The sequence below is a fragment of the Mobilicoccus caccae genome, assembly GCF_030161635.1.
GTDB lineage: Bacteria > Actinomycetota > Actinomycetes > Actinomycetales > Dermatophilaceae > Mobilicoccus > Mobilicoccus caccae.
Window position 1 is genome coordinate 3,843,521 of the sequence record NZ_BSUO01000001.1, and the last position, 21,528, is coordinate 3,865,048.

Here is a 21,528-nt window from a genome sequence, read left to right on the forward strand (position 1 = left end):
CGGGTCGAGTGGGTGCCGGCGGATCTATCCACAGATATATGCACAGGGTGTGGAAATAGGGTTCACACGTCGCCCGGCCGAGGGCGGAAAGTGAACGGACTCCGTATACGAATGTGCAGGCAGGCCACGCGAGGGTGAAGACGCGCACCTGTTCGCGCCAGAACGCTCATTCCGATCCACGGACCGCAGATCGCGAACCGCTGCCGGATGACCATCTGACGCGAAGGTGTCGAAACCGTAACAACCGAGTTCCGTCGGCCGCAAGCGAATCGCCGCAACCTGGGTGATGAACTCCGTGTTCGTGCTCCGAACCTCCCCACCATGATCCGCGGAACGAGGCCCGTGTAGGTGACGAGCCGGTGAACGACGCGTCAGGAGTCCCTCTGCAGAACCGCAACGGCACGGATCGAACGGAGCCACCGCCGCAGAACTCGGCGTGGCTCTCGCGAACACGCGCCCGCGTGTTGTAGGGCCGGTTTGACCCGCACGGCTGCCGCTGCGTACCGTTGTCCTCTGGCCCATCTTCCACGCGCACTTCATCATGCCCACTCCGCCCCACGACCCATGGTCGTGACCAGGACGGATCGCCGCAGGTGAGGCGAGCGTGAGGAGTCCGACGGCGCCACTGCCCAGAGTCGTGGACGACCTGACCAGGCGTGCCCGAAGACCCATCAGTCACACCGCGCGAGCCCTCGCGCAGTAACGGAGAGCATCGTGAGCAAGCGCACCTTCCAGCCGAACAACCGTCGCCGCGCCAAGACGCACGGCTTCCGCCTGCGCATGTCGACGCGCGCCGGTCGCTCGATCATCGCGTCGCGTCGCCTCAAGGGTCGCAAGAAGCTCACGGCCTGACGACTCCTCGATGCTGCCTGCCCCACACCGGCTCCGGCGGAGCGAGGACTTCGCACGCGCGGTTCGCGGTGGTCGGCACGGCAGCCGGCTCGTCGTCGTCCACGTGCGTCCCTCGCAGCCCACCGTGCCCGAGTGCAGGGTGGGCTTCGTCGTGTCCAAGGCCGTGGGCAACGCCGTGACGAGAAACCGGGTCAAGCGGCGCATGCGGGCCGCCATGGCGGAGTTGCTGCCGCAGCTACCCGGCGGCCACGACCTCGTGGTGCGGGCCAACCCCGCCGCCGCTGAGAGCACCTACGGGCAACTGCGGGCCGAGCTGGAACGGGTCGCCGTGACGGCCGTGGCCAAGGTCGAGGTGCGAGCATGAGCACCGTGGGCGACGAGCGCCCGCAGACGGGCCTGGGCCGCGTCATCCGCGCGCCGTTCCTGCTGGCCGTGCGCTTCTACCAGGTGTGCATCTCGCCCCTGACCCCACCGAGCTGCCGGTTCTACCCCAGCTGTTCGGCCTACACCTTCACCGCGATCGAGCGCTTCGGCCCGATCCGGGGGATCTGGCTCGGGATCTGCCGACTGTACCGCTGCCACCCGTGGAACCCCGGCGGCGTCGACTACGTTCCGCAGCGGGGCGAGGACGGACGTCCGATACGGAACAATGGAGCGGGGCCCGCGGGCGAGCGGGATCGCGGGCAGAGTCCCGCCTCCCACACCGAAGACTGAACGCGTGACCCGCGGCGCGTGAGCGCCTGAGGAAGGAAGACATGGAACGAGGTTTCTGGGGCACCCTGATGTGGCCGCTCGAGTGGGCGGTCGAATGGGTGCTCGTGGCCTTCCACGCCCTGAACACGTCTCTGGGCATGCCCGAGGCGTCGGGGTGGAACTGGGCCCTGGCCATCGCCGGCCTCGTGGTGGTCGTCCGGATGCTGCTGATCCCGCTGTTCGTCAAGCAGATCCAGTCCTCACGGCGGATGCAGCTCATCCAACCCGAGCTGCAGAAGATCCAGAAGAAGTACAAGGGCAAGAAGGACCCCGAGTCCCAGCAGGCCATGACGGCCGAGACGATGGACCTGTACAAGCGCACCGGGACCAACCCGCTGAGCTCGTGCATGCCGATCCTGCTGCAGATGCCGATCTTCTTCGCGCTGTTCTACGTGCTCAACGGCCTCTCGCAGGTGGCGGCGGGCGGTCGCAGCCCCGCAGGCCCCCTCGGTCGCGAATTGGCCTCCCAGGCGGAACGGTCGACGCTGTTCGGTGCGCCGTTGTCGGCCACGTTCATGTCGTCCGGGGATCTCAACACGAAGATCCTCACGGTCATCCTCATCCTGCTGATGTCGGTGTCGACCTTCGTCACCCAGCACCAGCTGATGCGCCGGAACATGCCCGAATCCGCGCTGAACAACCCCTTCGCGCAGCAGCAGAAGATCATGCTGTACCTGTTCCCGATCATCTTCGCGGTGACCGGTGTGAACTTCCCGATCGGCGTGCTCATCTACTGGCTCGTGACGAACGTGTGGACGCTGGGCCAGCAGTTCTACGTCATCAACCGCATGCCGGCGCCGGGTTCCCCCGCGGAGAAGGCGCTGCAGGCGCGCCGCCAGAAGCGCGGCAAGGAGCACAAGGCCTTCACCGTGCCCGGGTTGGCGAAGGACGCCCCGGCGACCGAGGCGGAGACCGACGAGGAGAACCAGGGCCCCATCCGAAATTCGGGGCAGAGGCAGCAGCCCAGGCGGCGTAAGCGCAAGCGCTGAACGGCCGGGCACGGACCACCACGAAACAGGAGTAGCGCATGAGCGACACCGAGACCGAGAGCATCGTCGAGGACCCGGCGAAGGGCGTGACGGGCGACGCGGGGGCGGACGCGGTAGGTGAGGAGACCGAGCGCGGAGGCGACAGGCCGGCCCGCTCGGGCGGCCGCATCGCCCAGTTGGAGCGCGAGGGTGAGGTCGCGGCCGACTTCCTCGAGCGACTCCTGGACATCGCCGACCTCGACGGTGACATCGACGTCGACATCGAGGGTGACCGGGCCGTCATCGCGATCGTGGACTCCGAGGAGGGCCGCGTGCCGCGGCGTCTGGTGGGTCCCGACGGCAAGGTGCTCGAAGCCCTGCAGGAGCTGACCCGGCTGGCGGTGCAGACCGAGACCGGTGAGCACACGCGTCTCATGCTCGACGTGGCCGGACACCGCGCCGAGCGTCGCCGGGCCGTCATCGACATCGCCCGGGCTGCCGTCGCCCGATGCCGGGAGACCGGCGAGCCGCAGCCCCTGGAGCCGATGAGCGCGTTCGAGCGCAAGGTCGCCCACGACGAGGTGCTGCGCTCGGGGCTCCACTCCGAGTCCGAGGGTGTCGAGCCGCGTCGTCACGTCGTGGTCCACCCCGCCTGAGTCGTCGCCGTCCTCGATGACGAACTCCGAGAACATCTCCGGCGCCGCGTCCCCCGACGGGGGCGCGGCGCCTGCGGCATCTGACGGTCTGCGCACCGCCCCCGCACCTCCCGACTCCGCGCTCACCGTGTACGGACCGCGGTTGCCGGTGGCCATTCGGTACGCCGGCATCCTGGCCGATACCGGCGTGTCACATGGGCTGATCGGGCCACGTGAAGTCGAACGTGTGTGGGAACGACACGTGCTCAACTGTGCCGTCGTGGAGTCCCTGATTCCCGAGGGTGCCACCGTGGTCGACGTCGGCTCGGGTGCCGGGTTGCCGGGGCTGGCCATCGCCATCGCCCGCCCCGATCTGACGATCCACCTCGTGGAGCCGATGGCACGTCGGGTGGCGTGGCTGGACGATGCCGTGGCGATGCTCGACTTGACCGGGGTGTTCGTGCACCGCGGTCGGGCCGACGAGGTCGACGTCACCGGATCCGTGGTGACCGCCCGTGCGGTGTCCAAGCTGTCGACCCTGGCCGGGTGGATGGCTCCTCTGGCCGAGGACGGAGCCCTCATGCTGGCGCTCAAGGGCGCCTCGGCCGCCGATGAACTCACCCGGGATCGTGCCGCCGCCACCCGCGCGGGGTGGACCGACTTCGAGGTCGTGATGGCCGGCGACGAGGTGCTCGACCAACCGACCACCGTCATCCGGGCACGGCGTCACGTGCGTCCCGTGCGCAGCCGTGGCAGGGATCGACGCGGCCCGCGACGGGGCTGACCTGCTCGTCCGCACGGTGATTCGGCGCGTCTCGACCGCAGAGGCGCGGTCCTCCTCCCTGCTTCTGCCGGACGGTGATCCGGGGTCACGGCGTGTTTCTCGGTGGTCGTCCGCGGCGGCACTCGTGTGCTGTGGACCGATGCGGGTGTCGGTGCTCGGAGCGACTAGCGTGGGGGCCGCACGGTGACGACGGAAGGATCTGTGGGTGATCGACGGAATGAGCGCGCTCGGCTGGCCGAGTGAAGGTGCGACGACGTCACCGAGAACTGTGGGCTGGCCTGTCGACGGCGGTCATGTTTCACGTGAAACGAAACCAGCGGGAGTCGATCCCGACGCGTCTGTCCCCGTCGACACCGCTCCGGACGTGCGCGACGGGAGCATGACGGCGTCGTCCGAGCAGACTGGCCCGGACCGTGCTCCAGAGGCACCGGACATGCCGGAGTTGGCCGCCCACGCAGGCGCCGACCCAGAGCAGACGGTCCCCGAGGGAATGAACGTCGACGGCGCCACCGAGGCCGCCGAGAGTGTGCGCGAGGTCGCCGCGACTCGCCCCAGCGTCCCCCCGCCGCCGGGGGCGCCGTTCCCCGCCCGTCGCACACCCGGATCTTCACCATCGCCAATCAGAAGGGCGGGGTGGGCAAGACGACGACCGCGGTGAATCTCGCGGCCGCGCTGGCGGCCGGCGGTTCGACGGTTCTCGTCATCGACACCGACCCTCAGGGCAACGCCAGTACCGCGCTCGGCGTCGACCATCGCGCCGGCATCCCGAGCGTGTACGACGTGCTGGTCGAGGATGCGCCCCTGGCCGATGTGGTGCATGAATGCCCCGACATCCCCGGGCTCACGTGCGTGCCGGCGACGATCGACCTCGCGGGCGCCGAGATCGAGCTGGTCTCTTTCGTCGCCCGGGAGATGCGTCTGCAGAGAGCGGTCAACGCCTTCGTCGCGCAGTCGGAGAATCCGCCGGACTACATCCTCATCGACTGCCCCCGAGCCTCGGGCTGCTCACCATCAACGCCTTCGTGGCCGGCCGTGAGGTCCTCATCCCGATCCAGTGCGAGTACTACGCGCTCGAGGGTCTCTCGATGCTCTTGAAGAACATCGAGATGATCCGTCGCCACCTCAACCCCGACATCGACGTGACGACGATCCTGCTCACCATGTACGACGCGCGCACTCGCCTGTCGTCGCAGGTGGCGGACGAGGTCCGCAGCCACTTCCCCGATCAGGTCCTCCGCGCCACCGTGCCCCGTTCGGTGCGCGTGTCGGAGGCGCCGAGTCACGGGCAGACCGTGATCTCCTATGACCCTGCGAGTACGGGTGCGCTGGCGTACTGCCGAGCGGCCGCCGAGTTGGCTGCGCGCGGGGCATGACAACGATGATGGACACGAGAGGAACCGACGGTGGCTGAACGCAGGCGTGGATTGGGTCGAGGGCTGGGGGCACTGATCCCGGATGCTCCGGATCCGACGACCCGCCCGAGGGACATGTTCTTCACCCAGGCTGTTTCACGTGAAACAGATGCGTCCGCTGCGCCGGAGGGTCGGAACAGTGGCGACACCGACGTCACGACCGAATCTGCGTCGACGGCAGGTTTGGAGTCGGTTCCCGGGGCGACGTTCGCTCATGTCGGTGTCGATGACATCGCCCCCAACTCCCGTCAGCCACGCGAGGTGTTCGACGAGGACGACCTCGCCGAACTCGTCGACAGCATTCGCCAGATCGGTGTGCTGCAGCCGATCGTCGTCCGTCCGATCCGAGAGCCGGCCACGGACGGCCCCCACTACGAACTCGTCATGGGCGAGCGTCGGTGGCGGGCCACGCGCCAGGCCGGTCAGAGTGCCATCCCCGCGATCATCCGATCGACGACCGACGACGACATGCTGCGCGATGCGCTCCTGGAGAACCTGCACCGCAGCCAGCTCAACCCGCTGGAGGAGGCGGCCGCCTACCAGCAGCTGCTCGAGGACTTCGGGTGCACGCACGAGGACCTGGCGAGCCGATTGGCGCGATCGCGTCCGCAGATCACGAACACGCTGCGTCTGCTGCGACTTCCGCCTCTGGTGGCCCGGCGCCTCGCGGCGGGTGTCCTGACCGCCGGTCACGCTCGGGCTTTGTTGGCGCTGGAGGACCCGGCGGCCATGGAACGCCTCGCTCAGCGGATCGTGGCCGAGGGGCTGTCGGTGCGCAGCGTCGAGGAGATCATCGCGATGGGTGAGGCTGGAGCGCCGGCACGCAAGCGGACGGTCCGGCCACGTGAGGCGCACCCGGAACTCGACAGCGTGGCCGATGCGCTGGCCGATCGGCTCGACACCCGCGTCTCGATCAACATGGGACGTCAGCGGGGAAAGCTCACCGTCGAGTTCGCCTCGGTCGAAGACCTCGGCCGTATCCTCGACGTGCTCGGCACTCCGGAGAACATCGGGAGCGCCGGCGCCTGACGTCGTGACGCAACAGAAGGGGGTGCCGGTGAGAATCCGGCACCCTTTCGCCGTTCGGTGAGGACGTCTGATCGTTCGCGGGAGTGCGGTGGGGAAGCCGGCCACTGCGGTGACCCGGCACCCTTGCCCGCGCCCGCGTGAACGTCAGTCGCGTGAGGCCTGATCGATGGCCTCCTTGGCCTCGCGCAGGCCGGATCCGGTGCGTTCACGGTGGTGTTTGATCGCCATGATCGCCTTGCCCTCGGCGATGAGCCGGCGTTCCTCGTCGTCGACCCGGGCGACGAGGTCGAGTTCTCCGGGATCGATCCCCGCGCGATCACAGAGTTGTTCCCCCACGGCCTGCTGAGTACGGACCGTCTGCTCCAGACGGTCGATCCGCCGACGCATCTCCGTAATGCCGAGCATGGGGTTCTCCTTCTGGTGTCGTTGTCGTCGTCGTTGTTGCGGATGTCGACCTCGAGGGTGTCATCCCGCGCGAAATGACGAACCGCCCCACACCGACGGGCGGTGGGGGCGGTTCGATGACGCGGTGGCTCAGCCGATGAAGGGCTCGAGCTCGCGCATGAGCTTGGGCTTGGGCTGTGCGCCGACGATGCTCTTGACGAGCTCGCCGCCCTGGTAGACGTTGAGCGCCGGGATGCCGGTGATGCCGTAGCGGGCGGTGATCGCCGGGTTCTCGTCGGTGTTGAGCTTGACGATCGTGAGCTTCTCACCGTGCTCGGCGGCGATCTCCTCGAGGATCGGGGCGATGGCCTTGCAGGGACCGCACCACGGTGCCCAGAAGTCGACGAGCACGGGCTTGTCGCTCTTGAGGACGTCGGCGTCGAACGAGGCGTCGGTGGTCGAGTTGATGGAGGCCATGGAGGGTCCTTTCGTCGGGAGGCGGTGTGGAGATCGTCGGGTGTGGCTGATCAGGGAGTCGGCGCGACCGTCTCGGCGTCGAGGTCGGCGAGATACCTCTCGGCGTCCAAGGATGCCGCACATCCGCTGCCCGCGGCGGTGACGGCCTGCCGGTAGGTGTGGTCGACGAGATCGCCACAGGCGAAGACTCCGGGCAGGTTGGTCTTGGTGGTGCGCCCCTCGACGAGGACGTAGCCCTCGGAGTCGACGTGCACCTGGTCGCGGACGAGTTCGCTACGCGGGTCGTGGCCGATGGCGACGAAGACGCCGGTGACATCCAGCCGACGCTCCGCGCCGGTGATCGTGTCGGTCAGGGTGACGCCCTCGACCTTGGCGTCGCCGTGGATGGCGCTGACGGCCGAGTTCCACGCGAAGCTGATCTTGGGGTCGTCCTTGGCACGCTCGGCCATGATCTTGGAGGCGCGCAGCTCCTCACGGCGGTGGACGACCGTGACCGAGCGGGCGAAGCGGGTGAGGAAGGTGGCCTCCTCCATCGCCGAGTCGCCGCCACCCACGACGACGATGTCCTGGTCGCGGAAGAAGAAGCCGTCGCAGGTGGCGCACCAGCTGACGCCGTGGCCGGAGAGGCGCTTCTCGTTGTCGATGCCGAGCTCGCGGTAGGCAGAGCCGGTCGCGAGGATGACCGTGCGTCCGCGGTAGGTGCGGCCCGAGCCGTCGACGACGGTCTTGATCTCGCCGTCCAAGGACATCTCGACGACGTCGTCGGCGATGAGCTGCGCTCGAACCGCTCGGCCTGCGCCTTCATGTTGTCCATGAGGTCGGGGCCCATGATGCCGTCGGGAAAACCGGGGAAGTTCTCGACGTCGGTGGTGTTGATGAGGGCACCGCCGGCGGTGATGGAACCGGTGAGGACGACGGGAGACAGACCTGCGCGGGCCGCGTAGACGGCGGCGGTGTAGCCGGCGGGGCCGGAGCCGACGATGAGGACGTCGTGCAGTTCCGTGTTCTCGGAGCTCACAGGGGATTCCCTTCGTACGTGTCAGGTGGTGTTCGCGGCTCGATCGCAGCGCTGGGGAGCCGTGCCGAAGGTGTCAACCACGCCGATCTCCCGGATGTTCCACCGCGCGCGGGGCCGGTCAGCGGAATCGGTAGGGCCCGGCGAGGGGGTCGGTGGACTTGCGACCGCAGGTGTCGGGCACGACGGCGAGGGTGCGCGTCGTGCTGCCCTCCACGGGTCCGCCGACGAGGATGAGTGCGGACCGGCCGTTGTAGGTGGCGACGTCGACGGTCGCGGTGGAGCCGAGCAGGGAGAGTTCGCGCAGACAGTTCTCGATGCTCTCGCGCGACGTGCCACGCGGCAGAGCCGTCTTCGTGGCGTCGGCACCACCGGTGCTGCTGCCCATGAGGGTCTGGGCCTGCTCGGTGAGGTGGCCGCGACGGTAGTCGGTGCCGGAGCTGATGATCGTCAGGCCCGCCGCCGGCGCTCCCGCCTGCGCGGAGGGCGTCCGTCCGCCTGGCGCTGCCGGGGACGGCGCCACGACACCGAGCGGGGCTGCGGCGCCGTCGGTCACGGTCGCCGTGGGTTCTACGGCGGCGAGTTCGGCCCGGGCCAATCCGAGACCCGCCTCGGCCTGCCGGGCGACGACGGAGGCCACGCCGGGGACGATCGTGGCGACGACCGCGACCGTCGCGACGACGGTGACCACCGCGACCATGGCCAGACGGCGGGGAAGGACGCTGCGGCGGGGTCGTCCGAGGGCGGGATCGAAGCGGCAGAGGTCGTCGTCGCGGCGGTGACGGCGTTCCTCCTCCAGACTGGCCGAGATGCGCGAGACGAGATCGTCGGACATCGGGTGTGGATCCGACATGCCGGACAACAGACGGCGGATGTCCGTCGGGTCCTCGTCCTTGCGTTCTGAGGTCACATCGGTCCTCGTGGTCGGCCTGTAGGAGTGGTCGGGGCGTGCTGCACGGCCCCACGCACGATCAGACGAGTGAGGACGGGAGGAAAGTTCCCTCCGATGACGTGCCCTCGGCCCCGTTCGGCGCCACGGCGAACCGGGGAGCGCGCCGGTGGAGCCGCAGATCAGCGTGCCGTGACCTCGGAGACGATGGCACGGAAGCGGTTGTCGTTCTCCTGCATGGCCTTGGTGACCCACACGATGACGTAGCGCGCACTCTCACGCGCGTCCTCGGGCACCTCGGCCTCCTGGCTGCCGGTGGCGCCGGTGTACTTGCCGACCTCGGTCGCGTCGTCGATGGACCGGTTGGCCGAGACGTAGACGGTGGCGTCCTGCGCCCGCTCGCCCAATACGACCGAGATCGTCGAGGGCTTGGTGTTCTCCGGGAGTTCGAGGGCGATGCCGACGCCGCTCTTCTGCCCCTGGAAGTCGGCGGCCTTGTACCCCTCGGACTGCCAGTAGGTGGACGTGTCACCGTCGTAGGCCCGGTCCGCGGCGCCGTCGTTCTCGCGTCCGTCGCCCTCGGGGTCGAGGGTGCGGGCGCCGACGAAGGCGATGGCCTCGGAGGCGGGGCTCTGGGCCGTCCCGCTCTGCGCCGGGGCCGTGGTCTCACCGCGGGGCGTGCCGGTCGGTGCCGGGGTGCGGGTGGCGGTGGGCGTGACGGCGGTGTTCATGTCGCGGACGGCGCCCATGAGCTGGTTGAACGCGAAGACCGAGGCGACGAGGACGAGGGCTGCGACCACGGCGAGCACGATCTTGGCGTACCGCCCCTCCTTCTCCACGGGTGCGGCGACCAGGGGTGCCGGTGGCTCGAGCGGCCCTGATGAGCTCTCGAGCGCCTCGGGCACGTCGAGGAAGCCGGGGTCGCGACGGCGTGCGGCGATCTCGCGGCGTTCCTCCGCGGCCTGCGCGGCCTTGTTGTGGGCGCGCTGTTCGCGATGGCTCGGCTTGTGGGGCTGGGGGCGGGTGGGTCGAGGCGCGCGAGGAGGCGCGGCCGCAGCGGAAGAGGCTCCGGCGCCCGCCGCGGCAGCCGTCGCCCCGGGGCGGACCCGCGGGATCTGCTCGGTGGGAGGTGCGGCCGCCGCCTTGGGCGCGACGTGCCTGACCAGCGTGTGTGACCACGGGCCGAGGCGGCCGGCGACCTCACCGGGGGTCGTCGGTGCCGACGAGCGGGTGGAGGGCCGCGAGAAGGTGTCGGTGCACAGGGTGTCGAGGTCGGGCAGGACCGCCACCGCGATCTCCGAGGGCGGGACGACGGCTCCCGCGACGCGCGGTGCGGCCTCCAGCCCGGGGACGGCCGAGCGCAGGGGCCAGCGGGTCGTCATCGTGGCGTAGAGCAGCGCGACCACCCCGAGGGCGTCGATGCGCTGGGCTTCGGCGCTGTCGGGGACGGGGGTGCCCTCCACGGCGGCAGCGGTGGACAGGCCGGCGATCTTGATGAGCCCCGCCTTGGTGCGGCGCACGGCGTGGGGGGTGATGTGCAGGTGGTGCAGGCCCTCGCGGGCGGCGACGTCGAGGGCGCTCGCGACCTCACCGGCGATGCGCCGGGCCTCCTCGGGCGGCAGCGGCCCGGTGGTGAGCAGGTCGGTGATGCTCGTGGACTCCGACAGCGACTCCTCGACGACCCACGCGATCTCACCGCGGGATCCGACGTCGAGGACCCGCACGAGGCGGTGGTCGTTGACCGAGGCCGTGAGGCGCGCCGCCTCCAGCAACGGGTCGGCGTGGGGGTCCGAGACCGGCAGGACCGTGACGGAGACCTCACGGCCGAGGGTGCTGTCGGTGGCGGCCCAGACCTCGATGGCTCCGAGCGTCGCACGTCGCTGACGCAGGGCATACCGGCTCGCCACGAGCCGACCGGTTCCGACCCCCTGCACGCGAACTCCCCTCTCCAGACGACGGTTTCGGACCGAAGTCTTCGAGGTCCCGGTCCGATCGTGGGCGCCTGCCGATCGGGTGTGATCGAGCGCCCGGCTCTGAAGAAGTCTAAGCGTCGGAGCGTGAACCGGGTGACACGCCGCGCAGGCGACGGAGGATCGGACCCGTGAACTCCTCGACCTCGGAGATGCGCATCCGTCGGGAGGCGAGCAGGTAGAGGGCGACGAAGATGCCCCCACCGACGACCAGCGCGAGCCAGGATCCGAGATACATCCCGCCGGAAGGGCCGGGCAGGTACGGGCCGAGGAGGTGCCGCAGCGGGAGGGCGACGGCGGCCGTGACGGCGGCGGCGGGCAGGGTGGCGACGAAGGACCGCACCCACGTGCGCACCGCCACGTGCAGGTCGAGACCGCCGAGCCGGCCACGGAGCCAGGCGACGGCGATCCCGGCGGCGACGATGTTGCTCACGGCCTGGGCTCCGGCGACGGCGACCGCCCGGTACTCCGAGGTGATGAGGTAGGAGGCGAGCCCCAGGACGACGAACACGCCGGAGTTGACGATCTGCAGCCAGAACGGGGTCTTGGCGTCCTCGTAGGCGTAGAAGGCCCGCTGCGCGACGTAGAACGCGCCGTAGGCGGGGAGACCGACGAGCATCGCCATCGTCACGTACCCCAGGGCGTTGGCCGTCTCGATGGAGGTTCCGAGGAAGATCGCCGTGGTCAGCGAGGTGCCGAGGACGAGGCCGCCGACCATGACCGGGATGACGGTGGCGCCGACGATGCCGAGACCGTGCTCGACGTCGCCCCGCACGGCGGGCGTGTCGTCGCCGGCCGCGGCCCGGGACATCGAGGTGAACAGGGCGGTGACCACGGAGACCGTGATGAGGCCGTGCGGGGTCATGAACAGCATGAACGCACTGTCGTAGGCGAGCTTGCCGCTGTCGCCGTTGTCGACCGAGGTGAGCACCCGCGACTGGATGACGAGCGCCACCTGGGAGACGACGAGGGCGGCGAAGGTCCACATGGCCACCCGGCTCGCGCTGCCGAGTCCGACTCCGCGCCAGCCGAATCGCGGGCGGTAGCGGAAGCCACCACGCCACAGCGGGACGAGAAGCACGAGCGCCTGGAGCGCCACACCGACCGTGAGGGAGCCGGCGAGCAGCGCGATCATCGGCGGCGTGAACTGGGCGGGATCGCCCAGACGGCTGCCGTACATGCCGATGAACGAGCCCAGCCCGACGATCCACACGACGTTGCACAGCACCGGCGCCCACGAATACCAACCGAAGGCCTCGCGGGCGTTGAGGACCTGGCCGAGGATCGCGTAGAGGCCGTAGAAGAAGACGGCCGGCATGGCGATGAACGCGAAGGCGACGGCGAGATCGTGACCGCTGCGGGGGAATCCGCCGTCGGAGAAGACGCGGACGAGCACCGGCACGAGCGGGACGCAGACGGCCGTGATGACCCCGAGACCGACCAGCGCGAGGGTCAGCAGGCGGTCGATGAAGTCGGAGCCGCCGTCCTCGTGTCGCATGGCCTTGGAGATCTGGGGCACGAGGACGGCGTTGATGGCGCCACCGGCCAGGAGCAGGAAGACCGTGTTGGGCAGGGTGTTCGCCACACTCCACGCGTCGCCGGCGATGGAGCGCCCGAAGATCAGGACGATGAGGGCCTGTCGGACGACGCCGAGGATGCGGGAGACGAAGCTCCCGGCGGCCATGACCGCGCTGTTGCGCGCCAGGCTGCGGGTGGTGGTCATCGGGGGTCCCGTCTTGTCGAGGTGCCGACCGGCCGGTCGCTGGTCATCGTAGTGACCGGCTCCGGTGTGCGGTGGCCCGTGTCGCACTGTCGGGCGGGTCAGTTGAGGTCCAGGCCGCGCAGATCGGAGTCGGCCACGCGTCGTTCACCCATCCGGATGGCGCGGAAGAGGCCGAAGAGGAACACCAGGCCGACGACCCCGCCTGCGGCCAAGAGGATCCATCCGTTGGTGGGCTGCACGCGCACGCTCACGGTGGCGTCCTCGCCGAGGGGGCGCCGGCGGCGGTGCGCAGCGAGGTCGTCAGGGGGACGACGCCGGCGGCGATGGCCTCGACGTCCAGGCGCACGGTGGCGCGGCTGCGGGGTCGGATCGTCAGCGGCTCGGGGGTACCGAGGATGTGCAGGCGGGAGGGGCGTCCGGCGACGTCGGCGGTGAGCCGGATGTCGCGCACCTCGACGTCGAGGTCGTTGACGACGGTGATCTGCAGGGCTCCGTGTTCGGCGAAGAAGTTGACCATGCTCGGCACGATGCGCACCCCCTCGCTGTAGGAGCGCATCCGGTCGGCGAGGGTGTCGTGCGCCTTGGTCCACACGCCTGCGCGTCCGCGCCAGCGGGCGGAGGTCAGCACCTGTTCGACATCGGGGGGATGAGTCCGTCACCGATCGACGGTCGCAGGCCCGAGGCGAGTCCGGCGGTGGCGAGCACCTCGCCGACGTTCTCACCGGTCAGCGGCGAGGCGGGGGCCTCCGGACTGGTCCCGGGGTCGGTGACGGGTTCGCGCGTCGCCGGGGCGGCGACGATGTCCTTGGTGGGGACCCCACTGATCCACGGGGCCGCCTGCAGGGTGCGCACGACCTGGACGATCCCGGCCGTGTCGGGGTCGAGCCCCCGCTCGGGCAGGAGCAGGAACGACCGATCGAGCCCGGGGGACTCGGCGAGCAGGGCGACGCTGTCGGCGAGGGCGCGCTGGGCGATCGCCGGGGCGGTTTCCTCGGTGACCTCCGTGAGATCGGTCGAGAGCCGGTCGTCGGCCACGACGATGCGTCGCCCGGCGTCGTCGCGGCGCGAGGCGGTGCCCGTGCGCTCCGTGTCGGCATCGGAGAGGGATTCGCGCATGAGGACGGCGCCGGGTGAGGACGCGTCAGTGATCGCGCTGCGGATGCGAGAGGTGGAGGAACCCGCAGGCCAGGCCACCGACAGTGCGGCCCGGTCGGTGCCTGGCACGGTCGTGGGGGTGACGGGTGGCCGGGGCAGGGTCGGCGCCGCGGAGGCCAGGGCGGAGACGTCGGGATCACCCGGTGGGAGGAACCACACGTCGTTGCCGGTCTCGGCCACTCGGGCGGCGAACGCCGTGCGGGGGTCGGTCTCGGCGGGTGTCGGTGAGGGAGTGGGCGTCGGGGTCGCCGTCGCGTCGGTCGCCGCCGGAGAGGCTCCGAGCAGACTCGGGTCGGCGACCAGCGTGGCTCCGGTGGCCTCCGCGGCGCGCACGGTGCGTTCGGCACGCGAATCCGGCCCGAGCATCCGGGTCCAGGCCTGGGTGCGGGCCTGTGCGTCGCCGGTCAGCAGCGCCGGGTCGGGGTCGGCCGTCAGCGGCAGGGCCACACCGAGGCGCAGCGGCTCGTACTCCTTGATCACCTGGTAGGGCAGAAAGGTGGCCATCCGGCCGGTCGGCCCGAGACCGGAGACGGACACCGTGAGCGGCAGGACGCCGTAGGGCCGGGGGAGCCGGAGCTGCTCGGCCGGCAGGGTGACGGCGACGGTGGCGGTGGCGTCGGGAGCGAGCGCGGTGCCGGTCGTGCGGGCGCGTTCGGGCAGGTCATCGGGCCGAGAGGCGTGGCGAGCGACGTCCTCACGGGTGGCGAGCCGGCCGCCGACCCCGACGGAGACGGTGGGTGTGGCGACGTCGTCGGTGGTGTTGCGGACGGTGACGCGCACCGTGACGTCCGTGTCGGGCGCGGCGACGGTCGGTGTGACGTCGGCGAGCGCGAGGGTGGGCCGCGCGGCTGCCGTGGCGTGGCCGGTGGCGCTCGCACCGAAGGCATCTCCGTGCCGCCCGGAGGGGACGCCGGCCGTGGAGGGTGCCGCGTGCGCCACCGTCGACGACGCCGGCATCGAGTGGGTCACGCCGCTCGTCACGGCCCCGGCCGATCCCGGCGTGAGGACGGCGCAGGCCGCGAACCCCCAGGCGAGGGCTCGTCGCACCCGCGTCCTGACGCGTGCGTGCGAGGTCATCCCTCCCCGGCCAGCCTCTCCCACGCCAGACGCGCGATGCGGCGCTCGTTGGGAAACGTCAGGTGGTTGTGGACCTCGTCGAGGTGGATCCAGGCCACGTCGATGGCCTCCTGGTCGGGATCGTTCTCGATGGTGAGATCACCGCCGGTGGCCTCGAGCAGGTAGTGGTGGACGATCTTGTGCACCCGCCGGTCGTGCGTGGAGAACCAGTAGTCGATCGTGCCGAGGGTCACCAGGACCCGCCCTTCGATGCCCGTCTCCTCGGCCACTTCGCGCTCGGCGGTCTCCACGAGGGTCTCGTCGGCCTCCTGATGACCCTTGGGCAGACACCACTCGACACGCCCGGCGCGGTTGCGGCGGGCGATGACCGCGATGCGCGCGCGCCCGTCGACGACATCGACGACGATGCCACCCGCAGAGGTCTCCAACACCGCAGGCAGCCGCCGCGCAGGGCGGCTGGGGCGCGGTGAGATGGTCATTACGACACTGTAATGGGGTGACCTACCGCCCGCTCCGACCCGCGCCGACGGTGGGGCGGATCGCGGCGAGCCTCGCGTGTGCTCGTCCCGGCGGCGCCGAGGAGTCCACGGACGTAGGCTCGGGCGCATGAGCGACACCACGCCCGGCACCGAGCGCGACGACACCGACGAGCCCCGCCTCGAGGACGCACCGACCGAGGAGGTCCCGGCCGCTGCGGGTGGCCACGACGACTCCGCCCCGGAACAGGGTGAAGGGCAGCAGGACTCGCACTGACGACGCGTCACGCGGTCGTCAGGCGACGGGACGCGGCTCGAGATCCAGGTCGCGGACCTCCTGTGCCTTCGAGGTCGGGCGCAGGAGCTTGCCGCCACCGCGTGCCTGTGGGTCGGGCACGAACAGCGCCTCCTCAAGCGTCGACCGCGCGCTCCCAGCGGTGGTCCTCCTCGTGGAGGGCATCGACGAAGTGGATGCCGAGTTCGTCGGAGATCCGCTCGTAGGCGAGTTGTCCGCGGACGCTCGTGCCGTGCTCGTCCAGGCGTGGCCCGAACGTGCCGATGCCGCCGCGTCCCGGCACGACGCCGAGGATGCCGCCGCCGACGCCGCTCTTGGCGGGGATGCCCACCTCGGAGACCCAGTCACCGGCGGAGTCGTACATCCCGCACGTCATCATCACGCTGAGGGCCTGCCGCACGACCTGGCGGGAGAACACCTGCTCCCCGGTCACGGGGTTGCGTCCCCCGGCCGCCAGCCCGGCGCCCATGCGAGCGAGATCGGCCGTGGTGACGGTGATGGCGCACTGACGCAGGTAGCCGCGGACGACGTCACGCGGTTCGTCCGGAAGGACGTCCAGGGCCCGCAGCATGTGGGCGATCGCCAGGTTGCGGTCGGCCGAGGCGAACTCGTGCTCGAAGCCCTCCTCGTCCACCTCGAGCCGCCGACCGGCCAGGGCGGAGAACACGTCGAGGATGCGGTCGTCGCGCTCGTCGGCGTGGGCGTCGGGGCCGCCGATCAGCGCATGGATCGTCATGGCGCCGGCGTTGATCATCGGGTTGTCGGGGCGACCGGTGCCGTCCTCGACCGAGATCGAGTCGTAGCTCTCGCCGGAGGGTTCGATGTCGACGATGTTCTCGACCGCCTCGAACCCGTGCTCCTCCAGCGCCATCGCGTAGGTGATGGCCTTGCTGATCGACTGCAGCGGGAACGGGGTGTCGGTGTCACCGGCCGTGAAGAGGGCTCCTCGACCGTCGCGACGGCGATCCCGAACGGTTGGGCGTCGTCGTCGGCCCGGGGGTGCGGCACCGGGGCGTAGTCGCCCGAGTCGGTCTTCAGTGCCTCGGCGACGATGGCGTCGAGGTGGTCCTGCATCGAATATGGCATGTCGCGACGCTAACGGCACACCTGTCAGGGCGTCGAACGGCCGTCGATCGGCGCCTCCGTGCGCGCGTGTTTCACGGGAAACATCGTCGGCGCACTGCCCCCGCTCTCGGCACCGGGCACCTCGAGAACGGCCGACCCTGCGGCCCGGGCGTTTCGGGCAGTTCCGGCGACCCGGGCTCGATCAGGCGCTGAACCGGGCGGCCGAGCGGGCCTTGGCCTTGGCGGCCTCCTCCTCGCGGTCCTTCGGCGGTGCGGTCGTGACGAGCTCCCCGAGGAGGCGGTCGACGACGGCAGCGATGTCGGTCACCGCCCGGTCGTAGGCGGTCTCGTTCTTCTTGCTGGGCGCTCCACCTGCGACTTTGCGGACGAACTGCAGGCAGGCCGCGTCGATCTCCTCACGGGTGGCCGGAGGCTCGAAGTTGTGGAGCTGACGGATGTTGCGGCACATGAGCGTGTCCCTTCGGGCGGAGCCGTTCCTTCGAAACGTCCCCGCGAGCGTCCCGCTCACCCGTTGTCGCGGTCAACCCCCGACGGCGTCGATCGCCTCCCGCAGGATCGCCGCGAGCTGAGGCCGGTGCGTGATGGGCGCGAGGTGCGTGGCGCGCGGAATGACGCGGACACGGGCGTCGACGCAGGCACGGGCGTACCGGCGGGTGTCGATGCCGAGCTGGTCGAATCGGCCCGAGACGAGGAACACCGGGCACGTGAGGTCCGCCAGCTGCCTCGCGCTGGCCTCGGCCGCGGTCGTCGCCCAGGCTGTCGGGAGCACGTCGTACCCCGTCGTTCCCGGCAGGTCGGCGTCGGCGGCCCCCAGACGACGAAGGACCCTGTTCGTCGCCCTGGCCATGCGATCGGGCCCGACGACACCCAGCGTGCGGGCGAACCCGGAGTAGAGGTGACGCAGGATCGGGTGCCGCGTGGGGTCGGCCGCGGCGCCGATGAGGACCAGGGCGTCGATGAGGTCGGGGTGATGTTCGGCGACGGTCGTCGCGACGTACCCGCCGAGGCTGTGCCCGGCCAGCACGACCGGCGGACGCGGTACTCGGGCCGCGACCTCCTCCAAGACGTCGGTCACGGCGGCGACCGCAGCCGCACTGGAGTACTCGGCGCCCGCCCGTTCGCCGTGGCCGGGAAGATCGACGGTCACGAGGTCGGCCTCGGGGATCAGGTCGGCGTATCCGTCCCACTGCCGAGCATCGAAGCGGGTGCCGTGCACGAGGACGAGAACAGGTCGAACGGCCATGGCCCCAGTGTCTTCGACACGTCGCCCCACACCCAGGGCGCGCAGGGCCCCTCACGCGGGGCGCCTCGGTCGGGCCGGGGCAGAATACCGACATGACGACGCAGCGAGTACGCCCCGACCGTGTCGAGCTCTACTACCGGCTGGTGGACGCGGACGACATCGACGGTCTCGTGGAGCTGTTCGCCCCGGACACCGTCTACCGGCGGCCGGGGTACGAGCCGCTCGAGGGGCACGCGGCGTTGCGTGCCTTCTACGAGGGTGAGCGCGTCATCGACAGCGGCGCCCACACGGTCGACCACATGGTCGTCGGTGAGGAGTCCGTCGCCGTCCACGGGCGGTTCGAGGGCACGCTCCGCGACGGGTCCGCCGCCTCGCTGCGGTTCGCCGACTTCTACACCTTCGACGAGCAGGGGCGATTCGCCACCCGCGACACGTTCTTCTTCGCGCCGCTGGTCTGACCGCCCCGCAGTCTCCGCCTGCCGTCAGCCTCGGGCCTCGGCCAACCGGCGCCGGCCTCGGGCGAGCGCCGCGTCGACGAGGCTGCCGCCGTATTCGCGTGACTCCTCGACGAGTTCGAGCACCCGGTCACCGATGGCGTCGACCGCCTCGGCGAGTTGCTCGTCGGACCACCCCATGGCTCGGGCGTGTTCGTGGATGACCCCGCCGCCGTTGGCGACGAAGTCCGGCACGAAGGTGATGCCGCTGCCGAGCAGGTCGGAATCGACGGCCGGGCGGTCGAGGGTGTCGTTGGCGGCGCCGGCGATGAGGCAGCAGCTCATCCTCGGGACGATCTCGCGAGTGACGACGCGGGCGAGTGCCGCGGGGGCGAAGACGTCGCACTGGGTGGTGACGATCTTCTTGACGTCGACGACCCGGCCACCGGTCTCCTCGGCGATCTGCTCGGCCCGCGCGGTGTCGACGTCGGCGACGATCACGTCGGCGCCGTCGGCCGCCACGAGCCGGGCGAGTTCGCCGCCGACGGACCCGACGCCCTGGACGGCGACGGTGAGTCCGTCGAGGGTGGGGCTGCCGAGGACGCCCTGCACGCCCGCCCGCATCGCGGCGTAGACCCCGCGGGCGGTCCAGGGCGAGGGGTCGGCCTCGGCGCAGTACGCCGCGGCCCCGCGCTCGCGGATGACGGCCATGTCGGCCGGTGTCGTGAACATGTCGACGCCGGGGATGTACGACCCGCCGAGGTCGGCGACGGCGTCACCGAAGGCCTCGAACAGCGCCCGGCGTGCGTCGGTGTCGAGTCGCTGCTCGCCCGTGACGATGACCGATTTCGCGCCGCCGTAGGGCAGGTCGGCGAGGGCGTGCTTGTACGTCATGGCCCGCGCGAGCCGCGCGGCCTCCTCCATCGCGGCGGCCGCCGAGGGGTAGGGCCGCATCCTCACCCCACCGAATCCCGGTCCGAGAGTGAGGTCGTCCATGGCGATGACCGCTTTCAGCCCCGCCGTCGCATCACTCACCAGGACGATCTTCTCGGAGGCCCAGGGATCGAATGTGTCGCTCACGCGAGCCACCGTAGGCGACTGCTCCGCGGTGGTGGACGGTACGTCCCGCTCTCCTTCGTGAGTCACATCGCTTCGCCGCCCCTCCCGGCCCCGACTCCGGCGACCACACCGGCTCGCCCACGTCCTCCCCGGCGTGCCCCGGTCGCCTCCACACGACCCGCGCGGGCGCACCTGCCGCGGGGGTCGTGGTGCCGGGCCACGATGTCGACCTACGCTTGGGCACCGTGTCGTCCAGTCTCGAAGTCCTCCTGCGTCAGGCCACCGGCCGCCTCGCGCCCATCCTCCCGTTGTTGACCGAGTTGGGCAGGGCGTTCGGTGAGGACGGTCACGCCCTCGCGTTGGTCGGTGGTCCGGTGCGCGATGCGTTCCTGGGCCGCGAGAGCCTCGACCTGGACCTGACGACCTCGGCGCGTCCGGACGACACCGAACGCCTCCTGGCGGCCTGGGGCGACGCGACGTGGGACATGGGTCGCGAGTTCGGCACGATCGGCGCCCGTCGCGGCAGCACGATCGTCGAGGTCACCACCTACCGCGCCGATGCCTACGACGGCGTGACCCGCAAGCCGGTCGTGGCGTTCGGTGACGACCTGTCCGACGACCTGATCCGCCGCGACTTCACCATCAACGCGATGGCGCTGCGCCTGCCCGACCTGGACTTCGTGGACCCCCACGGCGGTCTGGCGGATCTCGCGGCCCGGCGTCTGCGCACGCCCGGTCCGGCCGAGGTGTCCTTCGGCGACGATCCGCTGCGGATGATGCGCGCCTGCCGGTTCGCGGGGCAGCTCGGGTTCGACGTCGCCGACGATGCGCGCACGGCGATGACCGAGATGGCCGCCTCGCTGGAGATCGTCTCGGCCGAGCGGGTGCGCGAGGAGTTCAGCAAGTTGATGCTGGCGCCCGATCCGGTGCCGGGTCTGCGGCTGCTGGTCGAGACCGGGCTGGCCGACGTCATGCTGCCGGAGGTCTCCGGCATGCGACTGACCGTCGATGAGCACAAGCGCCACAAGGACGTCTACGAGCACTCGTTGACGGTGTTGCAGCAGGCCATCGCCCTGGAGGGGCCGCCGAACGGACCGGTCGACTCGGTGCCCGGCCCCGACCTCGTCCTGCGTCTCGCGGCCCTGCTGCACGACATCGGCAAGCCCTCCACGCGACGGTTCGACTCCGGCGGCGGGGTGACCTTCCATCATCACGAGGTCGTCGGCGCCAAGATGACGACCAAGCGTCTGCGGGCGTTGCGGTACGACAAGGAGACCGTCAAGGCCGTGAGCCGGCTCGTGGAGCTGCACCTGCGCTTCCACGGGTACGGCACCGGTGAGTGGACCGATTCGGCCGTCCGTCGCTACGTCACCGACGCCGGTGACCTCCTGCAGCGTCTGCACCGCCTGACCCGCGCCGACTGCACCACGCGCAACCGGCGCAAGGCCGAGCGGCTCAGCCGCACGTACGACTCGCTCGAGGAGCGCATCGAGACCCTCATGGAGGCCGAGGAGCTCAAGAAGGTCCGTCCCGAGCTCGACGGCAACGAGATCGGCGAGATCCTGGGGATCCGGCCCGGTCCGGTGCTCGGGCGCGCCTACAAGCACCTGCTCGCCGTGCGTCTCGATCAGGGCGTCATCGGCCCCGACGCCGCGCGGGCGGAGTTGCTGCGCTGGTGGTCCGAGCAGCCGGAGTCCGAGGACGCAGCCGCCCTCGACGAGGCCCCGGGCAGCCCGCCGCAGGAGTGATGCCCGACCCGCGATGGTCACGCGAAGGCCCCCGCGACCGATGAGACGAGGGGATGAATGCGTC

Annotated in this window: 23 protein-coding genes and 2 pseudogenes; 11 read left to right on the plus strand and 14 right to left on the minus strand. The window is 70.6% G+C overall.

Annotated elements, in window-relative coordinates; translation table 11 throughout:
• The first annotated feature begins 714 nt into the window (after positions 1-714).
• The 8 genes and pseudogenes from rpmH (at position 715) to QQK49_RS18880 (ending at position 6,433) form a co-directional block, all read left to right on the plus strand.
• Positions 715-852, plus strand: coding sequence for a 50S ribosomal protein L34 (gene rpmH / locus QQK49_RS18845; protein ID WP_009482735.1), 138 nt, complete (start codon positions 715-717; stop codon positions 850-852).
• A gap of 10 nt (positions 853-862) precedes the next feature.
• Positions 863-1,216, plus strand: coding sequence for a ribonuclease P protein component (gene rnpA / locus QQK49_RS18850; protein WP_284305313.1), 354 nt, complete (start codon positions 863-865; stop codon positions 1,214-1,216).
• Positions 1,213-1,566 (plus strand): membrane protein insertion efficiency factor YidD, encoded by a 354-nt coding sequence (yidD, locus tag QQK49_RS18855; RefSeq protein WP_284305314.1) that lies wholly within the window; start codon positions 1,213-1,215, stop codon positions 1,564-1,566. Before rnpA ends, yidD begins: the two co-directional genes overlap by 4 nt.
• A 41-nt stretch (positions 1,567-1,607) precedes the next feature.
• Complete coding sequence (yidC, locus tag QQK49_RS18860; protein WP_284305315.1) at positions 1,608-2,594, plus strand: membrane protein insertase YidC; 987 nt, start codon at positions 1,608-1,610, stop codon at positions 2,592-2,594.
• A 38-nt stretch (positions 2,595-2,632) separates the two neighbouring features.
• Complete coding sequence (locus tag QQK49_RS18865) at positions 2,633-3,229, plus strand: Jag family protein (RefSeq protein ID WP_284305316.1); 597 nt, start codon at positions 2,633-2,635, stop codon at positions 3,227-3,229.
• A gap of 16 nt (positions 3,230-3,245) precedes the next feature.
• Positions 3,246-3,992, plus strand: coding sequence for a 16S rRNA (guanine(527)-N(7))-methyltransferase RsmG (gene rsmG / locus QQK49_RS18870; protein ID WP_284305318.1), 747 nt, complete (start codon positions 3,246-3,248; stop codon positions 3,990-3,992).
• Positions 3,993-4,595: 603 nt separating this feature from the next.
• Positions 4,596-5,365: pseudogene (locus QQK49_RS18875) on the plus strand (ParA family protein).
• 30 nt (positions 5,366-5,395) lie between these two features.
• Positions 5,396-6,433 (plus strand): ParB/RepB/Spo0J family partition protein, encoded by a 1,038-nt coding sequence (locus tag QQK49_RS18880; protein WP_284305319.1) that lies wholly within the window; start codon positions 5,396-5,398, stop codon positions 6,431-6,433.
• Positions 6,434-6,577: 144 nt separating this feature from the next.
• Here QQK49_RS18880 and QQK49_RS18885 read toward each other — a convergent pair whose 3' ends face one another.
• The 10 genes and pseudogenes from QQK49_RS18885 to QQK49_RS18930 all read right to left on the minus strand — a co-directional run bounded on the left by QQK49_RS18885 (position 6,578) and on the right by QQK49_RS18930 (position 15,602).
• A complete protein-coding gene (locus QQK49_RS18885; RefSeq protein WP_284305320.1) occupies positions 6,578-6,838 on the minus strand; it encodes a hypothetical protein in 261 nt (86 codons plus the stop codon).
• Positions 6,839-6,967: 129 nt separating this feature from the next.
• Positions 6,968-7,294, minus strand: a complete 327-nt coding sequence (gene trxA / locus QQK49_RS18890; protein ID WP_284305321.1) for a thioredoxin — start codon at positions 7,292-7,294, stop codon at positions 6,968-6,970.
• A gap of 50 nt (positions 7,295-7,344) precedes the next feature.
• Positions 7,345-8,312 (minus strand): annotated as a pseudogene (gene trxB, locus QQK49_RS18895) (thioredoxin-disulfide reductase).
• 118 nt (positions 8,313-8,430) lie between these two features.
• Positions 8,431-9,219 (minus strand): hypothetical protein, encoded by a 789-nt coding sequence (locus QQK49_RS18900; protein WP_284305322.1) that lies wholly within the window; start codon positions 9,217-9,219, stop codon positions 8,431-8,433.
• 161 nt (positions 9,220-9,380) lie between these two features.
• Complete coding sequence (locus QQK49_RS18905; protein ID WP_284305323.1) at positions 9,381-11,132, minus strand: protein kinase family protein; 1,752 nt, start codon at positions 11,130-11,132, stop codon at positions 9,381-9,383.
• 109 nt (positions 11,133-11,241) lie between these two features.
• Positions 11,242-12,891, minus strand: a complete 1,650-nt coding sequence (gene murJ / locus QQK49_RS18910; protein WP_284305324.1) for a murein biosynthesis integral membrane protein MurJ — start codon at positions 12,889-12,891, stop codon at positions 11,242-11,244.
• A 98-nt stretch (positions 12,892-12,989) separates the two neighbouring features.
• Entirely contained in the window at positions 12,990-13,142 is a 153-nt protein-coding gene (locus tag QQK49_RS18915) for a hypothetical protein (protein WP_284305325.1), read from the minus strand.
• Positions 13,139-13,519, minus strand: coding sequence for a DUF6049 family protein (locus tag QQK49_RS18920; RefSeq protein ID WP_284305326.1), 381 nt, complete (start codon positions 13,517-13,519; stop codon positions 13,139-13,141). Before QQK49_RS18920 ends, QQK49_RS18915 begins: the two co-directional genes overlap by 4 nt.
• On the minus strand, positions 13,513-15,123 hold the full coding sequence (locus QQK49_RS18925; RefSeq protein WP_284305327.1) for a DUF6049 family protein: 1,611 nt from the start codon (positions 15,121-15,123) through the stop codon (positions 13,513-13,515). Before QQK49_RS18925 ends, QQK49_RS18920 begins: the two co-directional genes overlap by 7 nt.
• Positions 15,120-15,602, minus strand: a complete 483-nt coding sequence (locus tag QQK49_RS18930; protein WP_284305328.1) for an NUDIX hydrolase — start codon at positions 15,600-15,602, stop codon at positions 15,120-15,122. The genes QQK49_RS18925 and QQK49_RS18930 overlap by 4 nt, the downstream gene beginning before the upstream one ends.
• Positions 15,603-15,729: 127 nt before the next feature.
• Here QQK49_RS18930 and QQK49_RS18935 point away from each other — a divergent pair, with 127 nt between their 5' ends.
• On the plus strand, positions 15,730-15,876 hold the full coding sequence (locus QQK49_RS18935; protein ID WP_284305329.1) for a hypothetical protein: 147 nt from the start codon (positions 15,730-15,732) through the stop codon (positions 15,874-15,876).
• Between the two features lie 133 nt (positions 15,877-16,009).
• Here QQK49_RS18935 and glsA read toward each other — a convergent pair whose 3' ends face one another.
• From glsA to QQK49_RS18950, 3 genes are all read right to left on the minus strand, one after another.
• Positions 16,010-16,999: a glutaminase A gene (gene glsA / locus QQK49_RS18940; protein ID WP_284305330.1), complete on the minus strand. Its 990-nt coding sequence runs from the start codon at positions 16,997-16,999 to the stop codon at positions 16,010-16,012.
• Between the two features lie 162 nt (positions 17,000-17,161).
• Positions 17,162-17,428 (minus strand): DUF2277 domain-containing protein, encoded by a 267-nt coding sequence (locus QQK49_RS18945; protein WP_284305331.1) that lies wholly within the window; start codon positions 17,426-17,428, stop codon positions 17,162-17,164.
• 72 nt (positions 17,429-17,500) lie between these two features.
• Positions 17,501-18,223: an alpha/beta fold hydrolase gene (locus QQK49_RS18950; RefSeq protein WP_284305332.1), complete on the minus strand. Its 723-nt coding sequence runs from the start codon at positions 18,221-18,223 to the stop codon at positions 17,501-17,503.
• A 92-nt stretch (positions 18,224-18,315) separates the two neighbouring features.
• Between QQK49_RS18950 and QQK49_RS18955 the strand changes: the two genes are divergently transcribed.
• A complete protein-coding gene (locus QQK49_RS18955) occupies positions 18,316-18,681 on the plus strand; it encodes a nuclear transport factor 2 family protein (protein WP_284305333.1) in 366 nt (121 codons plus the stop codon).
• Between the two features lie 24 nt (positions 18,682-18,705).
• Here QQK49_RS18955 and QQK49_RS18960 read toward each other — a convergent pair whose 3' ends face one another.
• Positions 18,706-19,737 carry a Glu/Leu/Phe/Val dehydrogenase family protein gene (locus QQK49_RS18960; RefSeq protein WP_284305334.1) on the minus strand — a complete coding sequence of 344 codons (1,032 nt, stop codon included), beginning with the start codon at positions 19,735-19,737 and terminating at the stop codon, positions 18,706-18,708.
• 224 nt (positions 19,738-19,961) lie between these two features.
• Between QQK49_RS18960 and QQK49_RS18965 the strand changes: the two genes are divergently transcribed.
• Positions 19,962-21,464, plus strand: coding sequence for a CCA tRNA nucleotidyltransferase (locus QQK49_RS18965; protein WP_284305335.1), 1,503 nt, complete (start codon positions 19,962-19,964; stop codon positions 21,462-21,464).
• The last annotated feature ends 64 nt before the right edge of the window (positions 21,465-21,528 follow it).